Here is a 21,388-nt window from a genome sequence, read left to right as displayed (position 1 = left end):
GTTTCAGAGAGGTTTTAGGATCAACCGCCATCCATATATGCGGGTATAGCTCAGTGGTAGATATGCGGGTATAGCTCAGTGGTAGAGCGTCACCTTGCCAAGGTGAATGTCGCGCGTTCGAATCGCGTTACCCGCTTGAAAACTAAAACATTGGCATTAGGATGGTTCTAGAGATAGTTTGTTCAGTGCCTTCGCTCTCAAATCGAGTGTCAGCCTTCGCTGATTTGGTTGAAATCTGAGCTAGATTGGGAGTGTTAGAATCAGACTGAACTGAACGAAATGACTGCGCCAGCCAGCGTACGTCAGCGTGAGTCCCTCACGGGTGTCTGCCTGGAGAAAAAGGGTCGCCAAATTTGGGCGATCGCAATGTCCCTTTAGCTTAAAGTTCACCTGCACTAAGCTGCCTGTGCAACCTCAGAAAGTTCAAAAAATCGATCTCAACAACAGCTATCCCTGTCCTTGTCGCCGTCGGGGGCACCTTGTTCCAATTGCCTTAACTGAGGCATTTGGCTGCGATCGCTGCCAGCAAATCTTTGTAGTACAAGAGAGCGGTTGTGTGATTGAACAACTCTCGACTAACTATCCCTACAAGCGGGCGTGGCGCTGGACAGGGCACCAGTGGAATTTGGCTCATTCCAGTCTTGGAAGAGGATACTTGCCGCTGACGTTGGTCATTATTTTTGGGCTGGTCTTCTTGCTGCTGCTGACCACTCTACAATCTCCCTTAAGCGCCAATGTTACGTTCCGCGTTGTTGCTGCTTTAGTCCTGTCGATGATGCTCGTTTTAATGCTTTGGCTAGCTTGTAGGCGTTAGTCAATGATAAATCCCCTGGTTTCGTCTGATCTTGTTTCAATTGCCCATCGTGCCCACCAGGCATCGTTGGAGTTATCAGCGTTGCGAGGATCTGACCGTAGCAAGGCGCTGCAAGTGATGGCTGAGGTGTTGCAACGCCAGCAAGATGACATCCTGGAAGCCAATACGCTTGATCTGGAAGCCAGTCGCGAAATGGCAGTACCCGAACTGATTTTGGATTGGCTGAAGTTAACACCAGAACGGCTGATGACCGCAGTGCGGTTGCTTCAGCGGTTGGGAGAGTTGTCTGACCCAATTCAGCCGGTTACAAGCACGCCCTATCTGGTCGATCAGTGCCAGACCTACAGCCAACTGATGCCGCTTGGCGTAATTGCTTTGATTTACGAAGCGTTTCCTGAGTTGGGTGCGATCGCCGCCGGGCTGTGTATCCGAACCGGAAATAGCTTGATTCTTCGAGGCGGCAGTGAAGGCAGCCATTCTAACCTGGCGATTACAGAAACGTTGCAGAATGCGATCGAAGATGCCGGGTTGCCCAGGCACTGTCTCCAACTGGTGCCCACGGATCAGGGCGATCCAATTCGAGAACTGGTGACGCAGGATCAGTACGTCAATTTAGTCATCCCCTATGGGCGTGCTAGTTTGGTGCAACAGGTGATTCGGCAGGCAACGGCTCCCGTGCTCAAAACGGCGATCGGCAACTGCTACTTATATTGGTCGTCGTCTGGCAGTTTGGACGTGGCACGCTGGGTGATTTTAGACAGCCATCAAAGTGAACCAGACCCAGTGAATGCGATCGAGAAAGTGCTTATTGACCGCAATAAGCATAGTGCGGCGACCCTAACGATGCTCTGGAAAAGCCTGAAAGAAAAAGGCTATGAATTGCGAGGCGATGAAACATTGGTGACTGAGTTTCCAGAACTGTTGCTGGCTGCGGCTACGGAATGGGATCAGGCTTATCTCAACAAAACAATTGCCTTTAAGGCTGTGGATGGGCTGGATGAAGCGATCGCCTGGATCAATCAATACAGCAACGGTCATGCTGATTGTTTAGTGACCGAATCTTATCAAGAGAGCCGCCAGTTTGCGCTTGGGATCAACAGCGCCATGACCTATATTAATGCGTCACCCCGGTTTTACCGTAATCCTAAACGGGGCAGCCCGATCGCGCTAGGGATGTCGAACCAGAAGGGGCATCGGCGCGGGCTAATTAGCCTGGAAACCTTAACCACGCTCAAGCACATTGTTCAGGGAAATGGGCTGTAGGCCGAACTCCTGGTCGCTCTTTGGGTAGATGATGACGGAATCCGGTCTTGACTACAACCGAAGAGCAGATTTCGGTGAAGGTGATGCCCTGGAATGAGAAAGATTATCCAGCGTCGATGAAGAACTTGACCGCAGAGGTGAGGCACAAGGCGATCGACATTGCAAATGCGCTGTTAGAAGACGGCTATGAGGAGGGGCGGGCGATCGCGATCGCTACTGCTCAAGCAGAAAAGTGGGCAGAGCGGCGCGATAAACCCGTCAAAGACCGATAAAGACCGCTAAAGAATAGTAAGCTCGTGGTTCCATTGCAACGAAAATGCTGGGTGATGCCATAAAAAAAGCCTGTCAAAGACAGGCTTTAAGCTGTTAATCGGTCTTGAATTGAACTGTAATCACGGTACTAAGAAGGATGATGTGGCTATGCTTCTTCCGGCAATTTTACTTTCCAGGCCAGACCGATCGCTTGTAGAAACCGGATCGTCATCCAGGTCATATCAATTTCCCACCATTTCAACCCGTGGCGGGCTGAGTACTGAAACGCATGATGGTTGTTGTGCCAACCTTCGCCATAGGTTAGTAAGGCAACCCACCAGCAGTTAGTTGAGTTATCACCCGATTCGTGGCTGCGGTAGCCAAATTTGTGGGTTGCGCTATTGACCAGCCAGGTAGTGTGGTAAACCACAATGAGCCGGACAAACACCCCCCAAACAATAAACGGCCAACCGCCTAGTGCATAAAGAAATAAGGCCAATACGAGTTGAATTGGCAGGAAATATTTTTCGAGAAAGAGGTAGAAGCGATCGTCAGCAATATCTTTAGTGAATCGAGCCACGTCCTCTTCGGCAGGAACTTCGCGTAACATCCACTCCATGTGGCTCCACCAGAAGCCTTTGCTGGAGTCGTGATGATCGACGGCTTGATCGGAATAACGATGATGATGGCGGTGCAACCCGGCCCACCAGATTGGCCCCCCCTGCACCGATAGAGTTCCACAAAAGACAAAGAAGTACTCTAGCCACTTTGGCGTTTGAAAACTGCGGTGGGCTAATAGTCGATGCCAACCTAACGTAATGCCCAGGCCACCTGTTATCCAATGCAGAAATAAGCACCAGCCAACGGCGGCCCAGCTAAAGTTGCTTGGCAAGAAGGCAAAACAGGCTCCGAGATGTATTGCCACCATAAAGACAACGGTGGCCCAGTCAATAGGAGGTTTTGTTGAAGTTGCGACAGTCATGCAGTAATCTCAATATGAACTTTGCAGCCCGATCTGCGCGACAATAGACTCCGCACTTGCGTCCGGTCTGGCTGAATGTCGGTCAGCCAGGATTGCTTCTGGATAAAGCGCGGCAAGCCTGTCCGGGAAAGATAAGAACGAACAAGGAACTGATGAACAGCTTAGAGCCAATTCAGCAAGCAGAACGGGCACTATCTCAGATTTTTTCCGGAATTGACTCTCAGGTCAAGAAAAACCTGAAACGAGTCCTGGCAGCGCTGCGCCATCACCAGGTGGGAACACACCATTTTGCCAGCGTTACTGGTTATGGACACGACGATCTGGGTCGGCAAACGCTCGATCGAGTCTTTGCCGATGTCATGGGGGCTGAAGCGGCGGCTGTGCGAGTTCAGTTCGTTTCAGGTACCCATGCGATCGCCTGTGCTTTGTACGGCACTCTTCGTCCGGGAGACGAAATGCTAGCCGTAGCAGGTGCGCCCTACGATACGCTCGAAGAAGTCATTGGACTTCGCGGTCAGCATCAAGGTTCCCTCAAAGAGTTTGGCATTCGTTACCGAGAACTTGCTCTAACCGAGGAGGGAAAAATAGACTGGGCTGCTTTGGCAGAGGCCGTTCATCCTTACACCCGGTTAGTTCACATTCAGCGATCGTGCGGGTATTCCTGGCGAGCCAGCCTTTCTATTCAAGAAATTGAGAAAATTGTTGATCTAGTCAAGCAGCAAAACCCAAATACCGTCTGCTTTGTGGATAATTGCTATGGCGAGTTTGTAGACGATCGGGAACCGCCAATGGTTGGGGCTGATCTGGTTGCAGGGTCGCTGATCAAAAATCCGGGGGGAACGATTGTCCAGGCAGGTGGGTATGTGGCGGGACGAGCCGACCTGGTAGAAGCGGCAGCCTGTCGTCTAACGGCTCCAGGGATCGGTAGTGCGGGCGGCGCAACGTTCGACCAAAATCGCCTGCTGTTTCAAGGATTGTTTTTAGCGCCGCAAATGGTGGGGGAGGCCATGAAAGGAAATCACCTCACGGCACATGTTTTTCAGCAGTTGGGGTATCCGGTTAATCCACTGCCAGATGCGCCCCGGCGTGACATTATTCAGGCTGTGAAGTTGGGATCGCCCGACAAAGTCATTGCGTTTTGTCGAGCGATCCAGCAGTATTCGCCAGTTGGTGCGTATCTCAGTCCGGTTCCGGCAACTATGCCGGGGTACGAAAGTGAACTGGTGATGGCAGGTGGGACATTTATCGATGGCAGCACGTCCGAGTTTTCGGCAGATGGGCCATTGCGCGAACCGTATGTGGTCTTTTGTCAGGGAGGAACCCATTGGACGCATGTGGCGATCGCCCTGGAAGCCGCGATCGCCGCAGTTGGGCGTGCTTAATAAACAGGTTGTAAGGGCAACATGGTTCAATGAATGCTCGATTTATTCAATTGAGCGGTCTTCCACTATTCACCGATTCCAAAACCGCTCGTCAAGAACCTGGGTGCGATCGCCCCTGATTTCAACTGGAACTCGCCCGGTGCGGATGCATTCCCACATGTGTTCAAACATTAAGCCCGGTGCGCCACTTCTATCTTTGTCAAAGTAATTGTGGCCCAAGGGTGGATCGTATTCGTTATTGAAATCGGCACAGTCGATCGCCACCACGTTGCGCGGCACTCTATCCATATTTTCAGGGCCAGTATGACCAAGGCGAGGCGAGGTTCCTGACGTTCCTACGTTCGCTACTTTACTAGACCGTAACGCAAAATCATCAGCGGCATGATAAACCACGACATTGCGTGAAGCAGGGGGAATAAACTGTGCTTCTTGACTCGGTTCCAACGCTTCATTGACCAGATCCGCAGAGGCCAGAAAGGTATTACGGAAGAGTAATGATACACCTTGCGGTTGGTAGTATTGCACCGTTCGATTCAGCGCTCCTCTGAGCACTCGGTTGCCCATAGAATGGGCTAACACGTTAATTCGCTTAATGCATGGGTTCTCTAGCGTGCTGTTGTCGTCTCGCCATGCTAAAAACTTCTCGAACAGCCGCATAAACGCAATATCACTGGCATCGGCTGCTTTTTGGTCATCAAAATAATCTTTCACTACACCAAAATCGTTGTCGCAAGGCCAGATCAAAGGAACGACCAGCACTTCATTAGGTGCCTTCTGATCAAAAAAGGTCTGAAGCTCCTGTACTTTTGGAAAGATATCAGGTTCAGGAATGCTGTTAAACCCGTGTAGAAATAATAGAAGCTGTTGATAGTTTGCCGCTTTTAATTCACTGAAAAAAGCCTGGTTGCCAATTTCAATATAGTCTCCTCGTCCGTTGCGCTGACAAAAGTAAACGGCTTGTTCTGCCTGATTATTTGAAAGGGCAAAACTAATCGATCGCGGCAATAAATACGTGTTTCCAGAACGAGGAGTTGGCCCTTCATTTAGTACGCGATTGGTTGCAAATAACATTTAATCAATAGCTCCTGACCCGGAATAAAATGACTGCAATACTCAACAGCTATAGCTTGACAGCACAACAAATCGCCCTGGTTTCTCCAGGTCGATTCACCATGCTGAGCAGTTACTTGAGCTAAGCAGTGCCCATCTTAACGTTGTTTCTCAATCAATTTCGAATTCTTTAAAGTAAGCTGTATCGCCATTTGAAGAGACACTTTAGTATTGATAAGAAAGGCGGTTCTAGGGCGTGTTTTAAAACTCTTGATTGCTCGGTTACATTGTGCTTTTTGCCCCCCAAATCCCCCAAAATTGGGGGACTTTGAGTCGTTCAAAAGTCTATAGAGTTGGGACTTCCGGGATCTAAAACACGCCCTAGCTTAACAAAACCGCCTGCAATTACCTATGCTTGATGAAGTTGAATCTGGGACTGCTTAGAGTATTAATCAGTAGAGTTCTTAGCTTGTTTTGCTACGGTTCTATGGTTCAGCCAGGAAGGAGTCTTTCAGTTCCACGACCAAATCGGGAAGCCCGTTCAGCTTTTCGTCTAGAGCCTCGTCGGCATTGGCAGGAACCAGGATATTAAGGCTACCAGGAACGCACTCAATCTCTATCGGCGTGTTGCCAATCAGCTCACCATCCAGGACAACTTTTTGGGGTGGTTCGGTCACGATCTTGAAGCGTTGAGCGCGCATGTAGCCAATGTCCCTCCGTTTGGCGGCATTGCCGCTCAGCGCTGTTTTCAACAGGTGATAACCGGCAGCGATCGCCCCTGCCTTATTCATTGGAGCCACAATGGTGAGATCGAGCAGGCCATCGTCTGCAACCAGCCCCGCAGGCCCTTGCGCCAAAACTGATGTGGGCGGAGCGGCATTGGCAACCGTGACAGCGATCGCCGTCACCGTAGTGGTTTTGTCCTCCGTTTCAATTTCAGCCAAAAAACGCTTCATTTCTCGCAGTTGTCGAAACCCAGCGATGATATAAGCCAATACACCAAAGCGGTTTTTGGCTTCTCGATTGGCTTTGTTCACTGTTTCTGCTTCAAACCCAATCCCGGCGAGCAAAACCATCGGCTTGCCATTGCACAGAGCGGCATCAACCGTTTTGATCTGTCCTGTCACGATCGTTTCACAGGCCGCTTCAATCGTGTCTGGAATTCCCAAGGCTCCTGCAAAGGCGTTTGCAGTTCCCCGAGAAATGATGCCAAGGGGAATATCGCGGCCAATCAGCGCATTTGCAGCGGCAGATAAAGTACCATCTCCCCCCGAAGCAATAATCAGAGGGGCACCTCGCTCAATCGCTTCTTGTGCCAGTTGCTCTGCGCCGATCTCTTTTGAGGTGAACCGGATATCTAGCTCAAGTTCAGGCTCTAAAATACGTCGAATTAGGGTTAAATCCTGATCAGGATTGCCCTGTCCCGCAACGGGGTTGAAGATAAGACAGGCAGAGCGTTGCATAAGCCGAATGAGTTGTAACCGATGGTTTTCTGTTCTACAAAGGTAGCGTGCCAACCCCGTCACCATGTACAACGTTGGATAGGGAATGGAGATAGGAAATTCAGTTGATGCTGGTTATTAAGAAAGGGAGGTGTGCAGCAAGAGCGAAAGAAACAGAGCGAGGCCAGGAGAACAATGGACTGTCATTTCAGTGATAACGTTCGTACAGATGGTTGCTCCCCCACAGTTAGGGCGCAACGCTGGGTATGACAGATTTCAGTCTGGGGTATGGCAATGGTAAGGGGAGATCTGTCCATGAAGATTTTGGTACTTAACGCTGGGTCGAGCAGCCAGAAAAGCTGCCTCTATGAATTGGAGAATACATTACCCGATTCGCCTCCTGAACCGCTTTGGGAGGGCAAGATTGACTGGACGCACCAGAACGACGTGGCAGAACTCAAGGTGCAGCATGGAGATATTGTCGTAGAGGAAGAATTGCGGCAGCGATCGCGCAAACAAGTGATTGCCCATTTGCTCGATACGATCGCTCAAGGCAAAACGCAGGCGATCGCCCATCTCTCTGAAATTGACATTGTTGGGCACCGGGTCGTCCACGGTGGGCAAGACTACCAGGCACCCGTGTGGATTACCCCAGACGTTAGAGCAACCATCACGCGACTGGTCGAGCTAGCACCTGCACATAACCCTGCCAACCTGGAAGGTATTGAAGCGATCGAGCAAACGTTAGGAGCCGTGCCGCAAGTGGCTGTATTTGATACCGCCTTTCACAGCCACCTCTCGAATGCTGCCGCTGCTTACCCCTTGCCCTATGAATGGTTTAATCAAGGGATTCGGCGCTATGGCTTTCATGGTATCAACCATCAATACTGCGCCGAACGGGCAGCTCAATTGCTGGGGCGCGACCTGGCCTCCCTGCGCCTCATTACCTGCCATATTGGCAACGGCTGTTCTCTAGCAGCAATCCGCAACGGTCATAGTGTAGATACCACTATGGGTTTTACACCTTTAGAAGGGTTAATGATGGGGAGCCGTTCTGGATCAGTCGATCCGGGGATTCTGGTTTATTTGATGCGCCACAACCACTACACGGCTGATGACCTCGATCGCATCCTCAACAAGGAATCAGGACTCAAGGGATTATCGGGAGTATCCGCCGATCTGCGCCAGATCATGCAGGCGATCGCACAACATAACGAGCAAGCCCAACTGGCGTTTGATGTATACGTTCATCGGCTCCGTTCGCACATCGGAGCAATGCTGGCAGCACTGGGTGGTTTGGATGCGATCGTATTTTCTGGCGGTGTTGGAGAAAATTCTGCGCCTGTCCGGGCAGCGGCTTGTGAGGCATTTGAGTTTTTGGGGCTAACGCTTGATCCAGACAAAAATGCTCAGGTGAAGGGGGATGGGGACATCGCAGCGATCGATTCAACGATTCGAGCATTGGTGATTAAAGCGCAGGAAGATTGGGCGATCGCACGGGCGTGCTGGGAGTTGAGCCAGGAAAACCAGAAACCAGGACGGGGATGAGCCTGTGGGCATTTCTGCTCTTTAGCGACGCATCGGATGAAACTTGCGATAGAGCATTGCCTGAACGGGGCTATCTTTTTGGAGATGCTGTTGCACCACTGTTGGTACTTCGCCAGGTTGAACCCGGCAATACCAGACATCATCTGGCAACACCAGCACCATCGGCCCGTTACCGCACTGCCCTAAACAGCCGCTTGCTTCAATCGCGGCTTCGGCTACAGCACACTTTTCGAATGCCGCAAGCACTCTGGCAGAGCCGCCTTTGCGGCACGTTTTGCTCTGGCAAATTAAGACTTGTTTGGCAGATGCTAACTGCTCATTTTCCACAACCGTTAAGGAGCGATCGCCCTTTGCTTATCACTTCATTTCAGCGGGCAGCAGCCCTTTCTCTGCCAACCAGTCTTGATTGAACAGACGAGACTGGTAGCGGGTGCCACTATCACACAACACTGTAACGATCGTATGCCCTGGCCCCATTTGTTTGGCTAACGCTACAGCCGCACCCACATTGATACCAACCGATCCACCCATAAACAGCCCATCTTTGTAGAGCAGTTTATAAATTAAGCGAATGGCTTCTGGATCTTCAACTTGAATGGCATCATCGATGGGAACGCCCTCCATATTGGCTGTAATGCGGCTATTACCAATGCCTTCTGTAATGGAGTTGCCTGTAATGTTGACTTCCCCCGTCTTGATATAGCTATACAGCCCGCTTCCCATGGGGTCGGCCACCACGCACTTCACCTGAGGATTTTTCTCCTTCAGCAACATGGCAACCCCGGCATACGTTCCGCCAGTACCCGTTGCGGCAACCCAGGCATCTACCTTGCCCCCCGTCTGCTGCCAAATTTCGGGTCCTGTTGTTTCGTAGTGAGCCTGCCGATTGGCCAAATTATCAAACTGATTCGCCCAAATAGCGTTGTCTAATTCTGAAGCAATTCTGCCAGACAGCTTCACATAATTGTTGGGATCACGATAGGGAACTGCCGGAACTGGACGAACTTCGGCACCCAATGTTCGCAGCATGTCCATTTTTTCCTGCGATTGGGTCTCTGGAATGATAATGAGGCACTTGTAGCCTTTGGCGTTGCAAATATGCGCCAGCCCAATCCCCGTGTTACCGGCTGTTCCTTCAACCACAGTGCCACCTGGCTTCAGTAAGCCCTTTTCTTCGGCCTCTTTGATGATGTACAAGGCAGCCCGATCTTTCACCGATCCTCCTGGATTGAGGAACTCAGCTTTTCCCAAGATTTCGCAGCCCGTTTCGTCACAGATGCTGTTTAACCGAATCAGCGGGGTGTTGCCAACCGTTCCCACAAATCCATCTTTAATATCCATGCTGACTTTCCTACATTCTTTCCCTGCCCAAATTCTAGAACCTTCGTATGGTTCTTTTAAGCACTGTTTCTTTATTCTGAGTCCTAATACCTGATGGTGTCTCTGTCAAAAGAATTCAACTGTCAAAGGCTGCTTGAACAGTTGAATTATCGCCTCAGGGCGTAGCATTCGGCAGGTAGCCCTTGAAATAGATCCAGCCGTATTGCCCGTCGCTTGCTTGCCTCCAGGGATGCCACGTACACATATCGGGCTACAAATTAAACGTTTCAAACATCCTGGAACAGCATAAAGAGGGATATTCAACCAAAACTAACCCCTCTTTCGGTTGCGGAAAGAGGGGCTAACTGACTGAAAACGAAGCTGTCACAGCCTGCTTATTTGTTGGGCTGAGGCGTCATCCGCAGATAAGGCTTAACTTCGGTCACTCCCTTCGGAAACTTCTGCTTGGCTTCTTCCGTTGGGATGGACGGAACAACCACAACGTCTTCTCCATCTTGCCAGTTGGCGGGGGTTGCTACGCCATAGTTGTCGGTTAACTGCAACGAGTCGATCACGCGCAAGATCTCGTCAAAGTTACGACCTGTGCTGGGGGGATAGGTGAGTGTTAGGCGCAGTTTTTTGTTGGGGTCGATAACAAACACAGACCGAACGGTCACTTTGGCGTTGGCGTTTGGGTGAATCATGCCGTACAGATCAGACACTTGCTTGTCGTCGTCGGCCAGGATGGGATAGTTCAACGAGGTGCTTTGGGTTTCTTCGATGTCACCAATCCACCCTTTGTGAGAGTCCACGTCATCGACGCTAAGCGCGATCGCCTTTGCATTCCGCTTGTCAAATTCAGGCTTGAGTTTTGCCACTTCACCCAGTTCTGTGGTGCACACAGGGGTATAGTCTGCGGGGTGAGAAAACAAAATGACCCAACTGTCACCAGCCCAATCGTAAAAGTTGATTTCGCCGTCGCTGGACTTTTGAGTAAAGTTAGGTACTGTATCGCCGAGTTGAAGTGCCATAGCTTGCTTCCTGTATTCTTCCTGTATTCTTGAGTACAAAAACTGGGGATTACCTGGGATATCATCCCACAAAACCCCGGTTTTCCGCTCGGACTTTAGATCTTTTTACGATTCTAGCGTGACTTGAAGCATCTGTTCATAAGGCACTCTCGCATTTTAGGGTGAGAGGGGTTATTCGGGAAAGCTGCTTTGTGCGATCGCCTGGTTTTTGCCGAGCGAGATCGCCAATGAGCCGCAAACCACCAGAGCTGCCCCCGCAATGCCAAGGAGGGTGATCTGTTCTGGAGCCAGCAAGGTTGGCAGCACCGACGACACCACGACGATCGATGTCAACGTAACGATAGGCGTGAGAGCCAGTACGGCACTTACCCGCGAGGCTTCCCAGTGATCGAGCGCTTCGGCAAACGCGCCATAGGCTAAGAAGGTGTTAAACCCGCTGAAGATCAGCATCCCCCACTGCAACGGTGTTAAGGTCAGGAGTTGCTGAGGAGAGGCAGAGGGGCTAAACAGCAATGCGCTACCGCCATAAATTACCAGCATGATGGCCGTTGACGAGAGTTGTTGCAGCAATTGTTTTTGTGCCAGTGCATACACTGCCCAAAACAGGGCGGCCAGCACCAAAATTCCAGTCCCTACTAAATATTGAGTGGATGCGTTTACCAGGGCTTGCAGTTGGTCGTTAAAGAACAGGGTCATTCCGGCTGTCATTGCGCCTAACCCGATCCACTGTGGCACGGTGTAGCGCTCTCTAAAAATAGCGAGTCCGCCCAAGCCCATAAATACGGGGGCAAGCTGAATGATGACCTGGGAATTGGTGGGGGAGGTGTTGTCTAACCCTTTGAGGTAAAACAAATAGTTGACTGCCAGACAAAGAGTGGCGATCGCCAGTAAATCTAACCGTGACGATCGCAGCTTTTGCCAGCTTGGAAACTGTCCTCGACCGACCAGATAAATGGCTAACAAGCCAAACGATACCAGGAAGCGGAACCAGGTGACGGTATAAACATCCACCGCTTGAAGCACAACCTTCAAGGCGATCGGTAGCACTCCCCATAAGGATGCTGTTGCCAAGGCCAGGGTTAACCCCAAGCGCCAATGACCAGAACTTTGATGAAGTGGCATTAGATCCTCGAAATCGAACGGTGTAACAACGGTTGGTTTGAAGCATTGGAGCGATCGCTAACTCAACCAACCCCGAAGCAGCAGAAGGTATAATGTTGCACCACTTTGCTAACTCCTCAAAAGGCAACGTTTAGAGCGGTGCGGTTGAATGTATAGTCGAAAATTCTGTTTGAGGGGACGCTTTAAATGGGCTGAGTGTCACCCAAATTGTGCCCTTTGCTGGCTTGCCGCAAGCACCATGCTCCCGATTTTGGGCTTTCGACCTGCGCCCCCAGCCGAACGGGGATCTTAACCAGAACGGGGTCGGAAGTCCTCCAGAATTGAGGGAGTGAAGGGGCGAATGCAGCAGGTTTGCTACATTGCAGTCACCCTCTTGGATGTAATGCAGAATGCCCACCTGCACCATGTCACTGTTGCCATTAATTCAGTGTTGACTGTTTTGCTTTACATTACGATCAACACGCCAACAAAACCTCCCCCAACTGATTCACCTCACCAGGGGAAGACAGATTGAGTTCAAAACGGTTGAGCAGAGAAATAAACACTGGCGATCGAGTATTTCGTTTGGTTGATTTTTGCAATGACCTTTAAAGAAACGAAATTAGTCTGGATAAATTCTACTATCGTGGTTGGTTTAGATCGCTAACGCCAACGAGAATTATTATTGTGATATCAGCTTTTTTTCGTGCGCTCTACTGGTGTATCCAGTTGATTCAGCCTGTCTTAGTGCCCCTCTGTTTTCTCGTAGCATGGACACTGGTGCTAACAGCATTGTGGAGTGTTTGGTCTGCGGTTCGAGATGGTTTGGCGAAGGCGAAACAAATGCACTCAATTCCCTGCGCTGGCTGTCAATATTTCACGCGAGACTATCATCTAAAATGCCCTGTCCATCCGATGAAAGCGTTATCTGAAGAGGCGATCGGCTGTTTAGATTATCAATCCGCACCGGGGTATAGCGTGTCTAGACAGATGGATTCATTTACCTGATCTAAACCGCTTGTTTGATGCTGAAACGCTGCTTTTGATGGCGATCGCAGTGTCCCCAAACAAGGGTTAACCTTCATGCTGTTGCTGTTAATTGGCGGAGCCGTGCTAGTAGCCCCTGGCGGATGCTTTAAAAGTACCGATTGCCACTCAAACCCCCCTCTTTCCTGGCTTTCCGCAGGTGCTAAACCCCACCTACGCAATTCTGAAGGACTCTGAAACAGAATCGGTTCGGACGTTCCCCAATGTTGGAGAATTTAGGGGGAAATACAGCACATTTGATACTCTGCAAACATCCGCTTAAATGGGTAAGAGTTGTATTCTCATAACTGCGGATATACCGTAAAATCGTCTCATTGAATTTGTGCGCTTCACGCTCATGCTGATTCGTAAGCTAAACGACTGTGAAGAATTTGTTGCCGGCGACGGAACCCTACTGCGCGAACTGCTTCATCCAGAAAAACAGCCGCTAGCGCTACGCTATAGCCTTGCCCATGCCATTGTTCCGGTTGGACAAACCTCGATCGTTCATTCTCTGAAAACATCCGAAGTTTATTACATCTTGAGCGGCATGGGCGATATGCATATTGATGATGAAATGCAGCGAGTTGAAGCAGGAGACGCTATTTATATACCGCCAGAGGCAAAGCAGTTTATTCATAACTGTGGTTCAGAACCGCTGATATTTATTTGTATGGTTGATCCAGCCTGGCGCAAGGAAGATGAAACGGTTTACAGCTCGTAAGTAGCGACAAAGCTGTCTCTAAAACTGATAGTTAGAAACTGAGAACTCCGTTTGAGAGCTGATTTCTAAATAACAGGTTGTTCCCTCTGAATTTCCCTTTTCAACGGTCACTTAAGCTTCAGAACTCAATTCCATTTCCTTGCAAGAAGACAAAGGGAATCCAGGTCTAAGAGGATGCGTTAAAGGTCTAATTTGTAGCTCGATACCCATAGAAGCGTAGCAGCTCCTGCGGGTGTTGGGCTATGGGCAATCTCTTGGGGCTATTTGCCAACTATTACGCCCTTACAGGAGACATTTGATAACTTTTCAAACATCCCCTTAACTTCAAATATTCTCTCAAATGGTTGCAATCTTTTCCATCATGATGAGCTTTTGACAGGTGCTCTGGTTGAAGAAATAACTCAGTGCTACTCAACCACTGATTTCCGACAGACGCGACAGCCTTGAAATCCTGGGGTCGTTCCTTTTTGGTTAATTCTTTAAAGTTTAGTAACGGAAGGATGTCCCGATTTGAGGGGATGTAAAAGCTCTCAGGAGCTAGGAATTTTGCCTCTTCTAGGGTATGGGAATGCCTGATTGTATTCTAAGATACAGAATTACCAACCTCAGAATTGGTGCAATCTTCATGTTCCCTTTCTTACTCACACTATTCGGCATCTACTTCCCGATTGCTTAACTAAGCCTTCTAAGGTATGAGTAAAATTGCTGGAAATACAGATAGGCGCTTATCATCAACTTCCCTAAGTGAGGTTGACTCCATCGTCTTGATTGCTCCTCCTAAATATCCACATAACCGTACAGCTCTATGCGACGTTTGATCGCTGAGCTGTTGTGATTAGCTTCATTCGTTCAAGGAACGTCCAGTGATGATGTCCAAACTAGTGCTCAAGAAAAAGAGAAGTAAGCGTAGGCGATCGCCTTCGATGGGTTCAGCCTACTTACCCAATATCACAGCAGCCTTTCGACGGGTAAAGACTGTTTTTCCAAGCTTTTCTGGTGGCTGGTTAGCGTGTGTTCCCCTGGCAGTCATGATTGTCGGAGCTTGGAGTTTAGCTGCTTCGGCACAAGAAGCAGCTCCAGAGCTTGATACCCAAGCTGTTCTAGACAACATTTGGATTTTAGTTGCCACTATTCTCGTCATCTTCATGAATGCGGGCTTCGCCATGTTAGAAGCTGGCTTCTGTCGTCAGAAGAATGCGGTCAACATCCTTGCCAAGAACTTAATTGTGTTCGCCCTAGCTACGCTCGCTTTTTGGGCGATCGGATTCTCGCTCATGTTTGGTCAGGGCAATGGTTTTGTCGGTGGCGGTGGCTGGTTCCTCAGCAGCACTGATCCTGCAACCTATGGTTTAGGCGAAAGCACGCTGACCATTCCTGTATTCTTCCTGTTCCAGGCTGCTTTTGCAGGTACCGCCGCAACCATCGTTTCTGGTGCCGTTGCAGAGCGAATCAAATTCATCGACTTCCTTATTTTCAGTCTCCTGCTCACAGGAATTGCTTATCCTATTTCTGCACATTGGGTTTGGGGCGGCGGGATGCTGTCCGAAATCGGATTCCTCGGCGGTGCTGCTTTTAGCGACTTTGCTGGTTCTACTGTGGTTCACTCCGTTGGTGGGTGGTCAGCGCTGATGGGTGCCGCCATCCTTGGCCCTCGGATCGGCAAATATCAGGATGGTCAAACGAACGCGATTCCAGGACACAACATGAGCATTGCCACCCTGGGGTGTCTCATTCTCTGGATCGGCTGGTTTGGCTTCAACCCTGGCTCGGAGTTGGCGGCAGATGCAGCTGTTCCTTATATTGCTGTGACAACCAACCTCGCAGCAGCAGCAGGTGGAATTGCTGCAACGATTACAGCCTGGATTATTTCTGGCAAGCCCGACCTGTCCATGATTATCAACGGAATTTTGGCTGGTCTGGTAGGAATTACGGCTGGTTGTGCTGGGGTCTCTTACCTGGGTGCCGTCATCATCGGCCTGATTGCTGGTGTCATCGTTGTCTTTTCTGTTCTGTTCTTTGACAGCATCCGCATTGATGACCCGGTTGGTGCAACGTCGGTTCACCTGGTCTGCGGGATTTGGGGAACGCTGGCGGTTGGTTTGTTCAACCAAGAATCTGGCCTATTCTATGGCGGTGGCGTTACTCAGCTCATTGCCCAAATCCTCGGAATTCTCACGGTTGGCTTATTCACCGTCGTTCTAAGCACCATCTTCTGGTATGGTCTCAAGGCCGCCTTTGGCCTCCGAGTGACTGAAGAAGAAGAGCTGATTGGTCTAGACATTGGTGAGCACGGCATGGAAGCCTACAGCGGTTTCTTGAAAGACACGAGCGGTGTTGCTGGTAGCCCCACTGGTGTTCCAGGCAGCAGCTCTACTGGTGTAGCAGGTAACCTCTAGTTGGAGTGGCCTACTGCTTTGTCTCCGGGAGAACTAGTTGAGGCGGTGTGATATTGACTACATCGCTTTTGAGAATCTCTGGGTCTAGCCTATAAGGATCTGTTATGGAAGCCAGTGAAGTTCACTGGCTTCTTGTATTTTTTGATTCAATCTACGAAAAGGTTTGGTCACAGCCTCCCCTTTGCTAGACTATGTTTCTGACAGATGGAAACACAAGTGTTCGGTAACTGAAATGGGCGATCGCCGTCTCAGAGTTACGCCTAACTTCCTTAAAATCAACATCCCGACCACCTATCTGTGGTCTCTACCTACCTGGATCTTAGTTTCCTTAACAGCTAACTGTTTTTTGCTATCTTTGCTGCTGGTGATGTTACGGCACGACAATCTGGCCGTTACCCCGCCCGATTCGGCACTGGCAACGCAGGCGGCTGTCTCTGATGTTGCTGCCTCATCGGTAGCCATCTCAGCGATCGGGCCTCGTCATCAACTCAGTTATGACCAGTGGGTGGATTTGCTCAAGCAAGAGGCGAAAGCGATCGCCGAGCAGCAGCCCGAGCATCTGACGGTGTTAGCAGGAGACTCGATCAGCCTTTGGTTTCCCTATGACATGTTGCCCAAAGGTTATACCTGGCTGAATCAAGGCATCTCAGGTGAAACGTCGGCAGGTCTGTTGCATCGGCTCGAGCTGTTTGATGACACCAGACCCGATGCCATCTTTGTGATGATTGGTATTAATGATTTGATTCGGGGTGTACCCGATGAAGACATTCTAGAGAACCAGCGGCAAATTATTCGCCATCTCAAAGCCTTCCACCGCCGATCGCACATTGTGGTGCAGTCTATTTTGCCCCATGCGGCAGAACAGGCTACCTGGGAAGGGCGAGAGCGGCTGTTGGCGATTCCTAACCGTAAAATTCGCGCTCTTAACCAAGATTTAGAAGCGATGGCGGCGGAAGAGTCGGTCTACTATCTCGATCTTTATGGCTTGTTTGCAGACGATAACGGCAATATGCAGATGGACTTTAGCACCGATGGGTTACATCTAAGTCCACAAGGCTATGTCGTCTGGCGGACTGCGCTGCAAATGTACAGCCAGATGGCGCTAGACGCAGAAGCCGAGGAATAGACATTGATTTCAATCCGCATGCTGGCTCGGCATGTTTTGCGGGTCTGATTTTGATAGTCTGAAGGTAAGATTCACCAGATTAGGATGAGGCATGGATACGAAAGCCTTTAAGCGATCGCTCAACAGCTCTCAAAATTATCATCGTAAGGGGTTTGGGCACGAAGCCGTTGTCTCTGGACTGATGGATTCTGAGTATAAAAGCAGCCTGATTCAGCAAATTCGTGACAACAACTATGTGCTTCAGCGTGGTGACGTTACAATTCGCTTAGCAGAAGCCTTTGGGTTTTGTTGGGGCGTAGAACGAGCGGTGGCGATGGCCTACGAAACCCGTCAGCACTTCCCGACTGAACGGATCTGGATCACAAACGAAATTATTCATAATCCTTCGGTTAACCAGCAGCTACGCGAGATGCAGGTTGGGTTTATTCCGGTGGATGCAGAGCAAAAAGACTTCTCTGTGGTGGACTCTGGCGACGTGGTTATTTTGCCTGCCTTTGGTGCCAGCGTGCAAGAAATGCAGCTCCTGAACGACAAAGACTGCACGATTGTTGACACGACCTGCCCCTGGGTGTCTAAAGTTTGGAACACGGTTGAGAAGCACAAAAAAGGCAGCTATACCTCAATCATTCACGGTAAATATAAGCACGAAGAGACGATCGCCACCAGTTCGTTTGCCGATACTTATCTCATCGTGCTGAACCTGGCCGAGGCGCAGTACGTCTGCGATTACATTTTGCGTGAAGGTGGTTCTGCCGCCGAACAGCGTCAGCGTCGAGATGAGTTCATGGCAAAATTTAGCCTTGCCTGTTCGGCGGGGTTTGATCCCGACCGCGACCTGGAACGGGTAGGAATTGCCAACCAGACCACCATGCTCAAAGGTGAAACAGAACAGATCGGCAAGCTGTTTGAACACACCATGATGAAGAAGTATGGGCCAGCGGCTCTTAATCAGCATTTCCTCAGCTTCAACACCATTTGCGATGCGACGCAAGAGCGCCAGGATGCCATGTTTGACCTGGTGAAACAGCATCTAGACTTGATGGTGGTGATCGGTGGCTATAACTCGTCTAACACCACCCATCTGCAAGAGATTGCGATCGATTACAACATTCCCTCCTACCACATCGATAGCCCTGAACGCATTGGCCCCGGAAATCGGGTAGAGCATAAGCCGTTGCACCAGGCGTTAGAAGTGATGGAACCGTGGTTGCCCGATGGTGCCATTGTGGTGGGTATTACCTCAGGAGCCTCAACTCCCGATCGCGTCGTTGAACGGGTGATCGAGACCATCTTCGAGCTAAAGGGTGCTGTTTAACGTACCCGTGTTGGTGGTTCATCCGATCGCCTCTTTAGCCGAGTAACATCAACCATGACAACCCAAGTCTGTATCTCCTGCGCTGGTAACAGAATGATAAAGCAGGCAGTGAAAGGACTCTGTTTCGCGGTGGCGTTGTGGCTAGTCGCTACGGCTCCAGCCTGGGCACAGGATGGCACACCCATGACCGCGTTCCACCCTCAAGAATGGCTGCGCCATCGGTTGCTATGGGTGCAAGATTTGGGTGCAATTGGGGCGATCGTATTCATTCTGCTCTATATGGTCGCTACCGTGGCTTTCCTGCCTGGTTCGGTGCTAACCCTGGGAGCCGGGGCGGTGTTTGGTGTATTTGTAGGGACGATCTACGTGTTTGTTGGAGCCACTCTAGGAGCCACTCTGGCATTTTTGGTCGGGCGGTATCTGGTGCGGGGATGGGTTGCTGTCAAACTTGCTAACCACAAACGATTTCAGGCGATCGACGAAGCCGTTGGACGAGAAGGGTTCAAAATTGTGCTGCTCACTCGCCTATCTCCTCTGTTTCCCTTCAACTTCTTAAACTATGCCTTTGGCATCACCGCTGTTTCGCTGAAGGATTACTGCTTGGGCTGCATTGGCATGATTCCGGGTACGCTTCTGTTCGTTTATGTTGGGTCGCTGGCGGGCAACCTTGCCATGCTTGGAACGTCTCGACCGCCAGTTAATCCAGTGTTGGAATGGACAATGCGACTGATTGGGTTGGTTGCAACCGTGGCGGTCACGGTTTATGTTACTCGCATCGCGCGCAACGCTCTCGAATCGGTGGTTGGGGATGCAGCATCCGAAGATCCAACCGCTTAATGGGTCACAAGCCAAACGGGTTAACAGAGTATTGTTCAGTGTTCAGCGTTGCTTAATTCAGCGTTTGCTTAAAGGAGCGATCGATGTCTCAGCCCACCGTTTCGCCTGTTGTTGTTCCACCGATGGATGCCTACAACCAACAACTGGTGTCACAGGTTCATCCGTCTGATTGGGTCAATCCCTCACCTCAAACCAGCTACGACCTGGTGGTGATTGGGGCAGGAACGGCAGGGCTGGTAGTAGCAGCGGGAGCCGCAGGGCTGGGGTTGGGGCTAAAGGTGGCTCTGGTAGAACGCTACCTCATGGGTGGCGATTGCTTAAACGTGGGATGTGTGCCGTCAAAGTGCATCATTCGCTCATCGCGACTCGTTGCTGATATCCGTCATGCCAGACCGTTTGGCGTTGAACCACCTGACACGGTCGCCGTTGATTTTGCGGCAGTGATGGCTCGAATGCGCCGGATTCGGGCTGGGATCAGCCATCACGACTCGGCAGAGCGCTTCCGGTCGCTTGGCATAGATGTCTTTTTGGGCAATGCGCGGTTTGCTGGCGGCAACACAATCGATGTTGATGGTACGACGTTGCGGTTTAAGAAAGCGGTGATTGCCACAGGAGCAAGAGCCGTTCAACCGGCGATCGCTGGTCTTGAAGCCGCAGGCTACCTCACCAATGAAACGGTGTTTAACTTAACCGAGCGCCCTAACCGCTTTGCTGTGATCGGCGGCGGCCCTATTGGTTGCGAAATGGCGCAAGCCTTTCGTCGTTTAGGCTGTGAGGTAACATTATGCCACCGAGAGCAGCGCTTGCTCACTAAAGAAGATGCGGATGCGGCAGGCATCGTGCAACAGTCCTTACTCAAGGACGGCATTCGCCTCCTGTTGGGCTGCGAGCTACAGCGAGTTGAAACGACCACAGAGGGCAAAACAATTCATGTGGTTTGTGAGGGCAAAGAAGAGGCGATCACTGTTGACGAAATTCTGGTAGGAGCAGGCCGCACTCCCAATGTGAACGGCTTGAATCTGGAAGCGGTTGGAGTGGCTTACGACCAACACGGCATACAGGTGAATGATTATCTGCAAACGACCCATCCTAAAATTTTTGCCGCAGGCGATGTTTGTCTGGATTGGAAGTTTACCCATGCGGCGGATGCTGCCGCTCGGATCGTGATCAAGAACGCCTTATTCGCTCCCTTTGGCATTGGGCGCTCCAAACTCAGCGATTTGGTGATGCCGTGGACTACCTACACCGATCCCGAAGTGGCACATGTTGGGCTGTATGAGCATGAAGCACAGCAGCAAGGCATTGAGATCGGCACGATCAACATTCCCTTCAGCCAGGTTGATCGGGCGATCGCAGACGGGGAAGAAGACGGTTTCGTTAAAATCCACCACAAAAAAGGAACCGACACTATCGTAGGAGCTACCATTGTGGCTCGCCATGCTGGGGAGATGATTAGCGAGATCACAACAGCGATCGTAGCGGGTGTGGGTCTTGGCAAACTTGCTAGCGTGATTCATCCCTACCCCACTCAGGCTGAGGCCATCAAAAAAGCAGCCGATGCGTATCGGCGGACGCTGTTAACGCCGACCAGTAAAACGATCTTAGGCGTGCTGACCAAATTATCGTAAGCGACGGCTACTAGCAAAGGACAGCCGTAAACCGCTTCATGTCTCCACCCAGTTGTGTCACTGGCACAATAATTCGGTTATTCATCAGGCTGGACACGTAGATTGAAATGACTATTTATGATTTGCAGGGTGTCCGCCATGATGAGAGCTT

Annotated in this window: 19 protein-coding genes and 1 tRNA gene; 13 read left to right on the top strand and 7 right to left on the bottom strand. The window is 50.5% G+C overall.

The window, feature by feature from the left end:
* Positions 1-64 precede the first annotated feature (64 nt).
* From IQ268_RS20650 to IQ268_RS20635, 4 genes are all read left to right on the top strand, one after another.
* Positions 65-136, top strand: a tRNA-Gly gene (locus IQ268_RS20650).
* A gap of 270 nt (positions 137-406) precedes the next feature.
* On the top strand, positions 407-814 hold the full coding sequence (locus IQ268_RS20645; RefSeq protein WP_193883247.1) for a hypothetical protein: 408 nt from the start codon (positions 407-409) through the stop codon (positions 812-814).
* Between the two features lie 3 nt (positions 815-817).
* Positions 818-2,077: a glutamate-5-semialdehyde dehydrogenase gene (locus IQ268_RS20640; RefSeq protein ID WP_193883245.1), complete on the top strand. Its 1,260-nt coding sequence runs from the start codon at positions 818-820 to the stop codon at positions 2,075-2,077.
* 83 nt (positions 2,078-2,160) lie between these two features.
* Positions 2,161-2,349: a DUF2188 domain-containing protein gene (locus IQ268_RS20635; RefSeq protein WP_193883300.1), complete on the top strand. Its 189-nt coding sequence runs from the start codon at positions 2,161-2,163 to the stop codon at positions 2,347-2,349.
* A gap of 146 nt (positions 2,350-2,495) precedes the next feature.
* On the opposite strand, the gene IQ268_RS20630 is transcribed toward IQ268_RS20635, so the two are convergent.
* Positions 2,496-3,311, bottom strand: a complete 816-nt coding sequence (locus IQ268_RS20630) for a fatty acid desaturase (RefSeq protein WP_193883243.1) — start codon at positions 3,309-3,311, stop codon at positions 2,496-2,498.
* A 152-nt stretch (positions 3,312-3,463) separates the two neighbouring features.
* On the opposite strand from IQ268_RS20630, the gene IQ268_RS20625 reads away from it, so the two are divergent.
* On the top strand, positions 3,464-4,693 hold the full coding sequence (locus tag IQ268_RS20625) for a methionine gamma-lyase family protein (protein WP_193883241.1): 1,230 nt from the start codon (positions 3,464-3,466) through the stop codon (positions 4,691-4,693).
* A gap of 69 nt (positions 4,694-4,762) precedes the next feature.
* On the opposite strand, the gene IQ268_RS20620 is transcribed toward IQ268_RS20625, so the two are convergent.
* Positions 4,763-5,764, bottom strand: a complete 1,002-nt coding sequence (locus IQ268_RS20620) for an alpha/beta hydrolase (protein WP_193883239.1) — start codon at positions 5,762-5,764, stop codon at positions 4,763-4,765.
* Positions 5,765-6,228: 464 nt separating this feature from the next.
* Complete coding sequence (locus tag IQ268_RS20615) at positions 6,229-7,206, bottom strand: YegS/Rv2252/BmrU family lipid kinase (RefSeq protein WP_193883237.1); 978 nt, start codon at positions 7,204-7,206, stop codon at positions 6,229-6,231.
* A gap of 294 nt (positions 7,207-7,500) precedes the next feature.
* Between IQ268_RS20615 and IQ268_RS20610 the strand changes: the two genes are divergently transcribed.
* The gene (locus IQ268_RS20610) at positions 7,501-8,733 is read left to right on the top strand and encodes an acetate/propionate family kinase (RefSeq protein ID WP_193883235.1); all 1,233 of its coding nucleotides are present in this window, start codon (positions 7,501-7,503) and stop codon (positions 8,731-8,733) included.
* Between the two features lie 21 nt (positions 8,734-8,754).
* Here the strand turns inward: IQ268_RS20610 and IQ268_RS20605 are convergent, their stop codons facing one another.
* The 4 genes from IQ268_RS20605 to IQ268_RS20590 all read right to left on the bottom strand — a co-directional run bounded on the left by IQ268_RS20605 (position 8,755) and on the right by IQ268_RS20590 (position 12,206).
* Complete coding sequence (locus tag IQ268_RS20605) at positions 8,755-9,060, bottom strand: (2Fe-2S) ferredoxin domain-containing protein (protein WP_193883233.1); 306 nt, start codon at positions 9,058-9,060, stop codon at positions 8,755-8,757.
* Positions 9,061-9,090: 30 nt separating this feature from the next.
* Entirely contained in the window at positions 9,091-10,074 is a 984-nt protein-coding gene (locus IQ268_RS20600; protein WP_193883230.1) for a cysteine synthase A, read from the bottom strand.
* 374 nt (positions 10,075-10,448) lie between these two features.
* Positions 10,449-11,084 (bottom strand): peroxiredoxin, encoded by a 636-nt coding sequence (locus IQ268_RS20595; RefSeq protein ID WP_193883228.1) that lies wholly within the window; start codon positions 11,082-11,084, stop codon positions 10,449-10,451.
* Between the two features lie 171 nt (positions 11,085-11,255).
* Positions 11,256-12,206 (bottom strand): DMT family transporter, encoded by a 951-nt coding sequence (locus IQ268_RS20590; protein WP_193883226.1) that lies wholly within the window; start codon positions 12,204-12,206, stop codon positions 11,256-11,258.
* A 666-nt stretch (positions 12,207-12,872) separates the two neighbouring features.
* Here IQ268_RS20590 and IQ268_RS20585 point away from each other — a divergent pair.
* The 7 genes from IQ268_RS20585 to IQ268_RS20555 all read left to right on the top strand — a co-directional run bounded on the left by IQ268_RS20585 (position 12,873) and on the right by IQ268_RS20555 (position 21,237).
* On the top strand, positions 12,873-13,193 hold the full coding sequence (locus IQ268_RS20585) for a hypothetical protein (RefSeq protein WP_370584689.1): 321 nt from the start codon (positions 12,873-12,875) through the stop codon (positions 13,191-13,193).
* A 376-nt stretch (positions 13,194-13,569) separates the two neighbouring features.
* Positions 13,570-13,935 carry a cupin domain-containing protein gene (locus IQ268_RS20580; protein WP_193883224.1) on the top strand — a complete coding sequence of 122 codons (366 nt, stop codon included), beginning with the start codon at positions 13,570-13,572 and terminating at the stop codon, positions 13,933-13,935.
* Between the two features lie 866 nt (positions 13,936-14,801).
* Positions 14,802-16,331, top strand: coding sequence for an ammonium transporter (locus IQ268_RS20575; protein ID WP_193883222.1), 1,530 nt, complete (start codon positions 14,802-14,804; stop codon positions 16,329-16,331).
* Between the two features lie 367 nt (positions 16,332-16,698).
* Positions 16,699-17,457, top strand: coding sequence for an SGNH/GDSL hydrolase family protein (locus IQ268_RS20570; RefSeq protein ID WP_193883296.1), 759 nt, complete (start codon positions 16,699-16,701; stop codon positions 17,455-17,457).
* Between the two features lie 91 nt (positions 17,458-17,548).
* Positions 17,549-18,772: a 4-hydroxy-3-methylbut-2-enyl diphosphate reductase gene (locus tag IQ268_RS20565; protein WP_193883220.1), complete on the top strand. Its 1,224-nt coding sequence runs from the start codon at positions 17,549-17,551 to the stop codon at positions 18,770-18,772.
* A 93-nt stretch (positions 18,773-18,865) separates the two neighbouring features.
* Positions 18,866-19,609, top strand: coding sequence for a TVP38/TMEM64 family protein (locus IQ268_RS20560; RefSeq protein WP_228035574.1), 744 nt, complete (start codon positions 18,866-18,868; stop codon positions 19,607-19,609).
* 83 nt (positions 19,610-19,692) lie between these two features.
* Positions 19,693-21,237: a mercuric reductase gene (locus IQ268_RS20555; RefSeq protein WP_228035573.1), complete on the top strand. Its 1,545-nt coding sequence runs from the start codon at positions 19,693-19,695 to the stop codon at positions 21,235-21,237.
* Positions 21,238-21,388: the final 151 nt, after the last annotated feature.

The sequence above is a fragment of the Oculatella sp. LEGE 06141 genome, from assembly GCF_015207605.1.
Classification (GTDB): Bacteria; Cyanobacteriota; Cyanobacteriia; order Elainellales; family Elainellaceae; genus Oculatella.
This window is presented reverse-complemented; position numbering and strand designations above follow the sequence as displayed.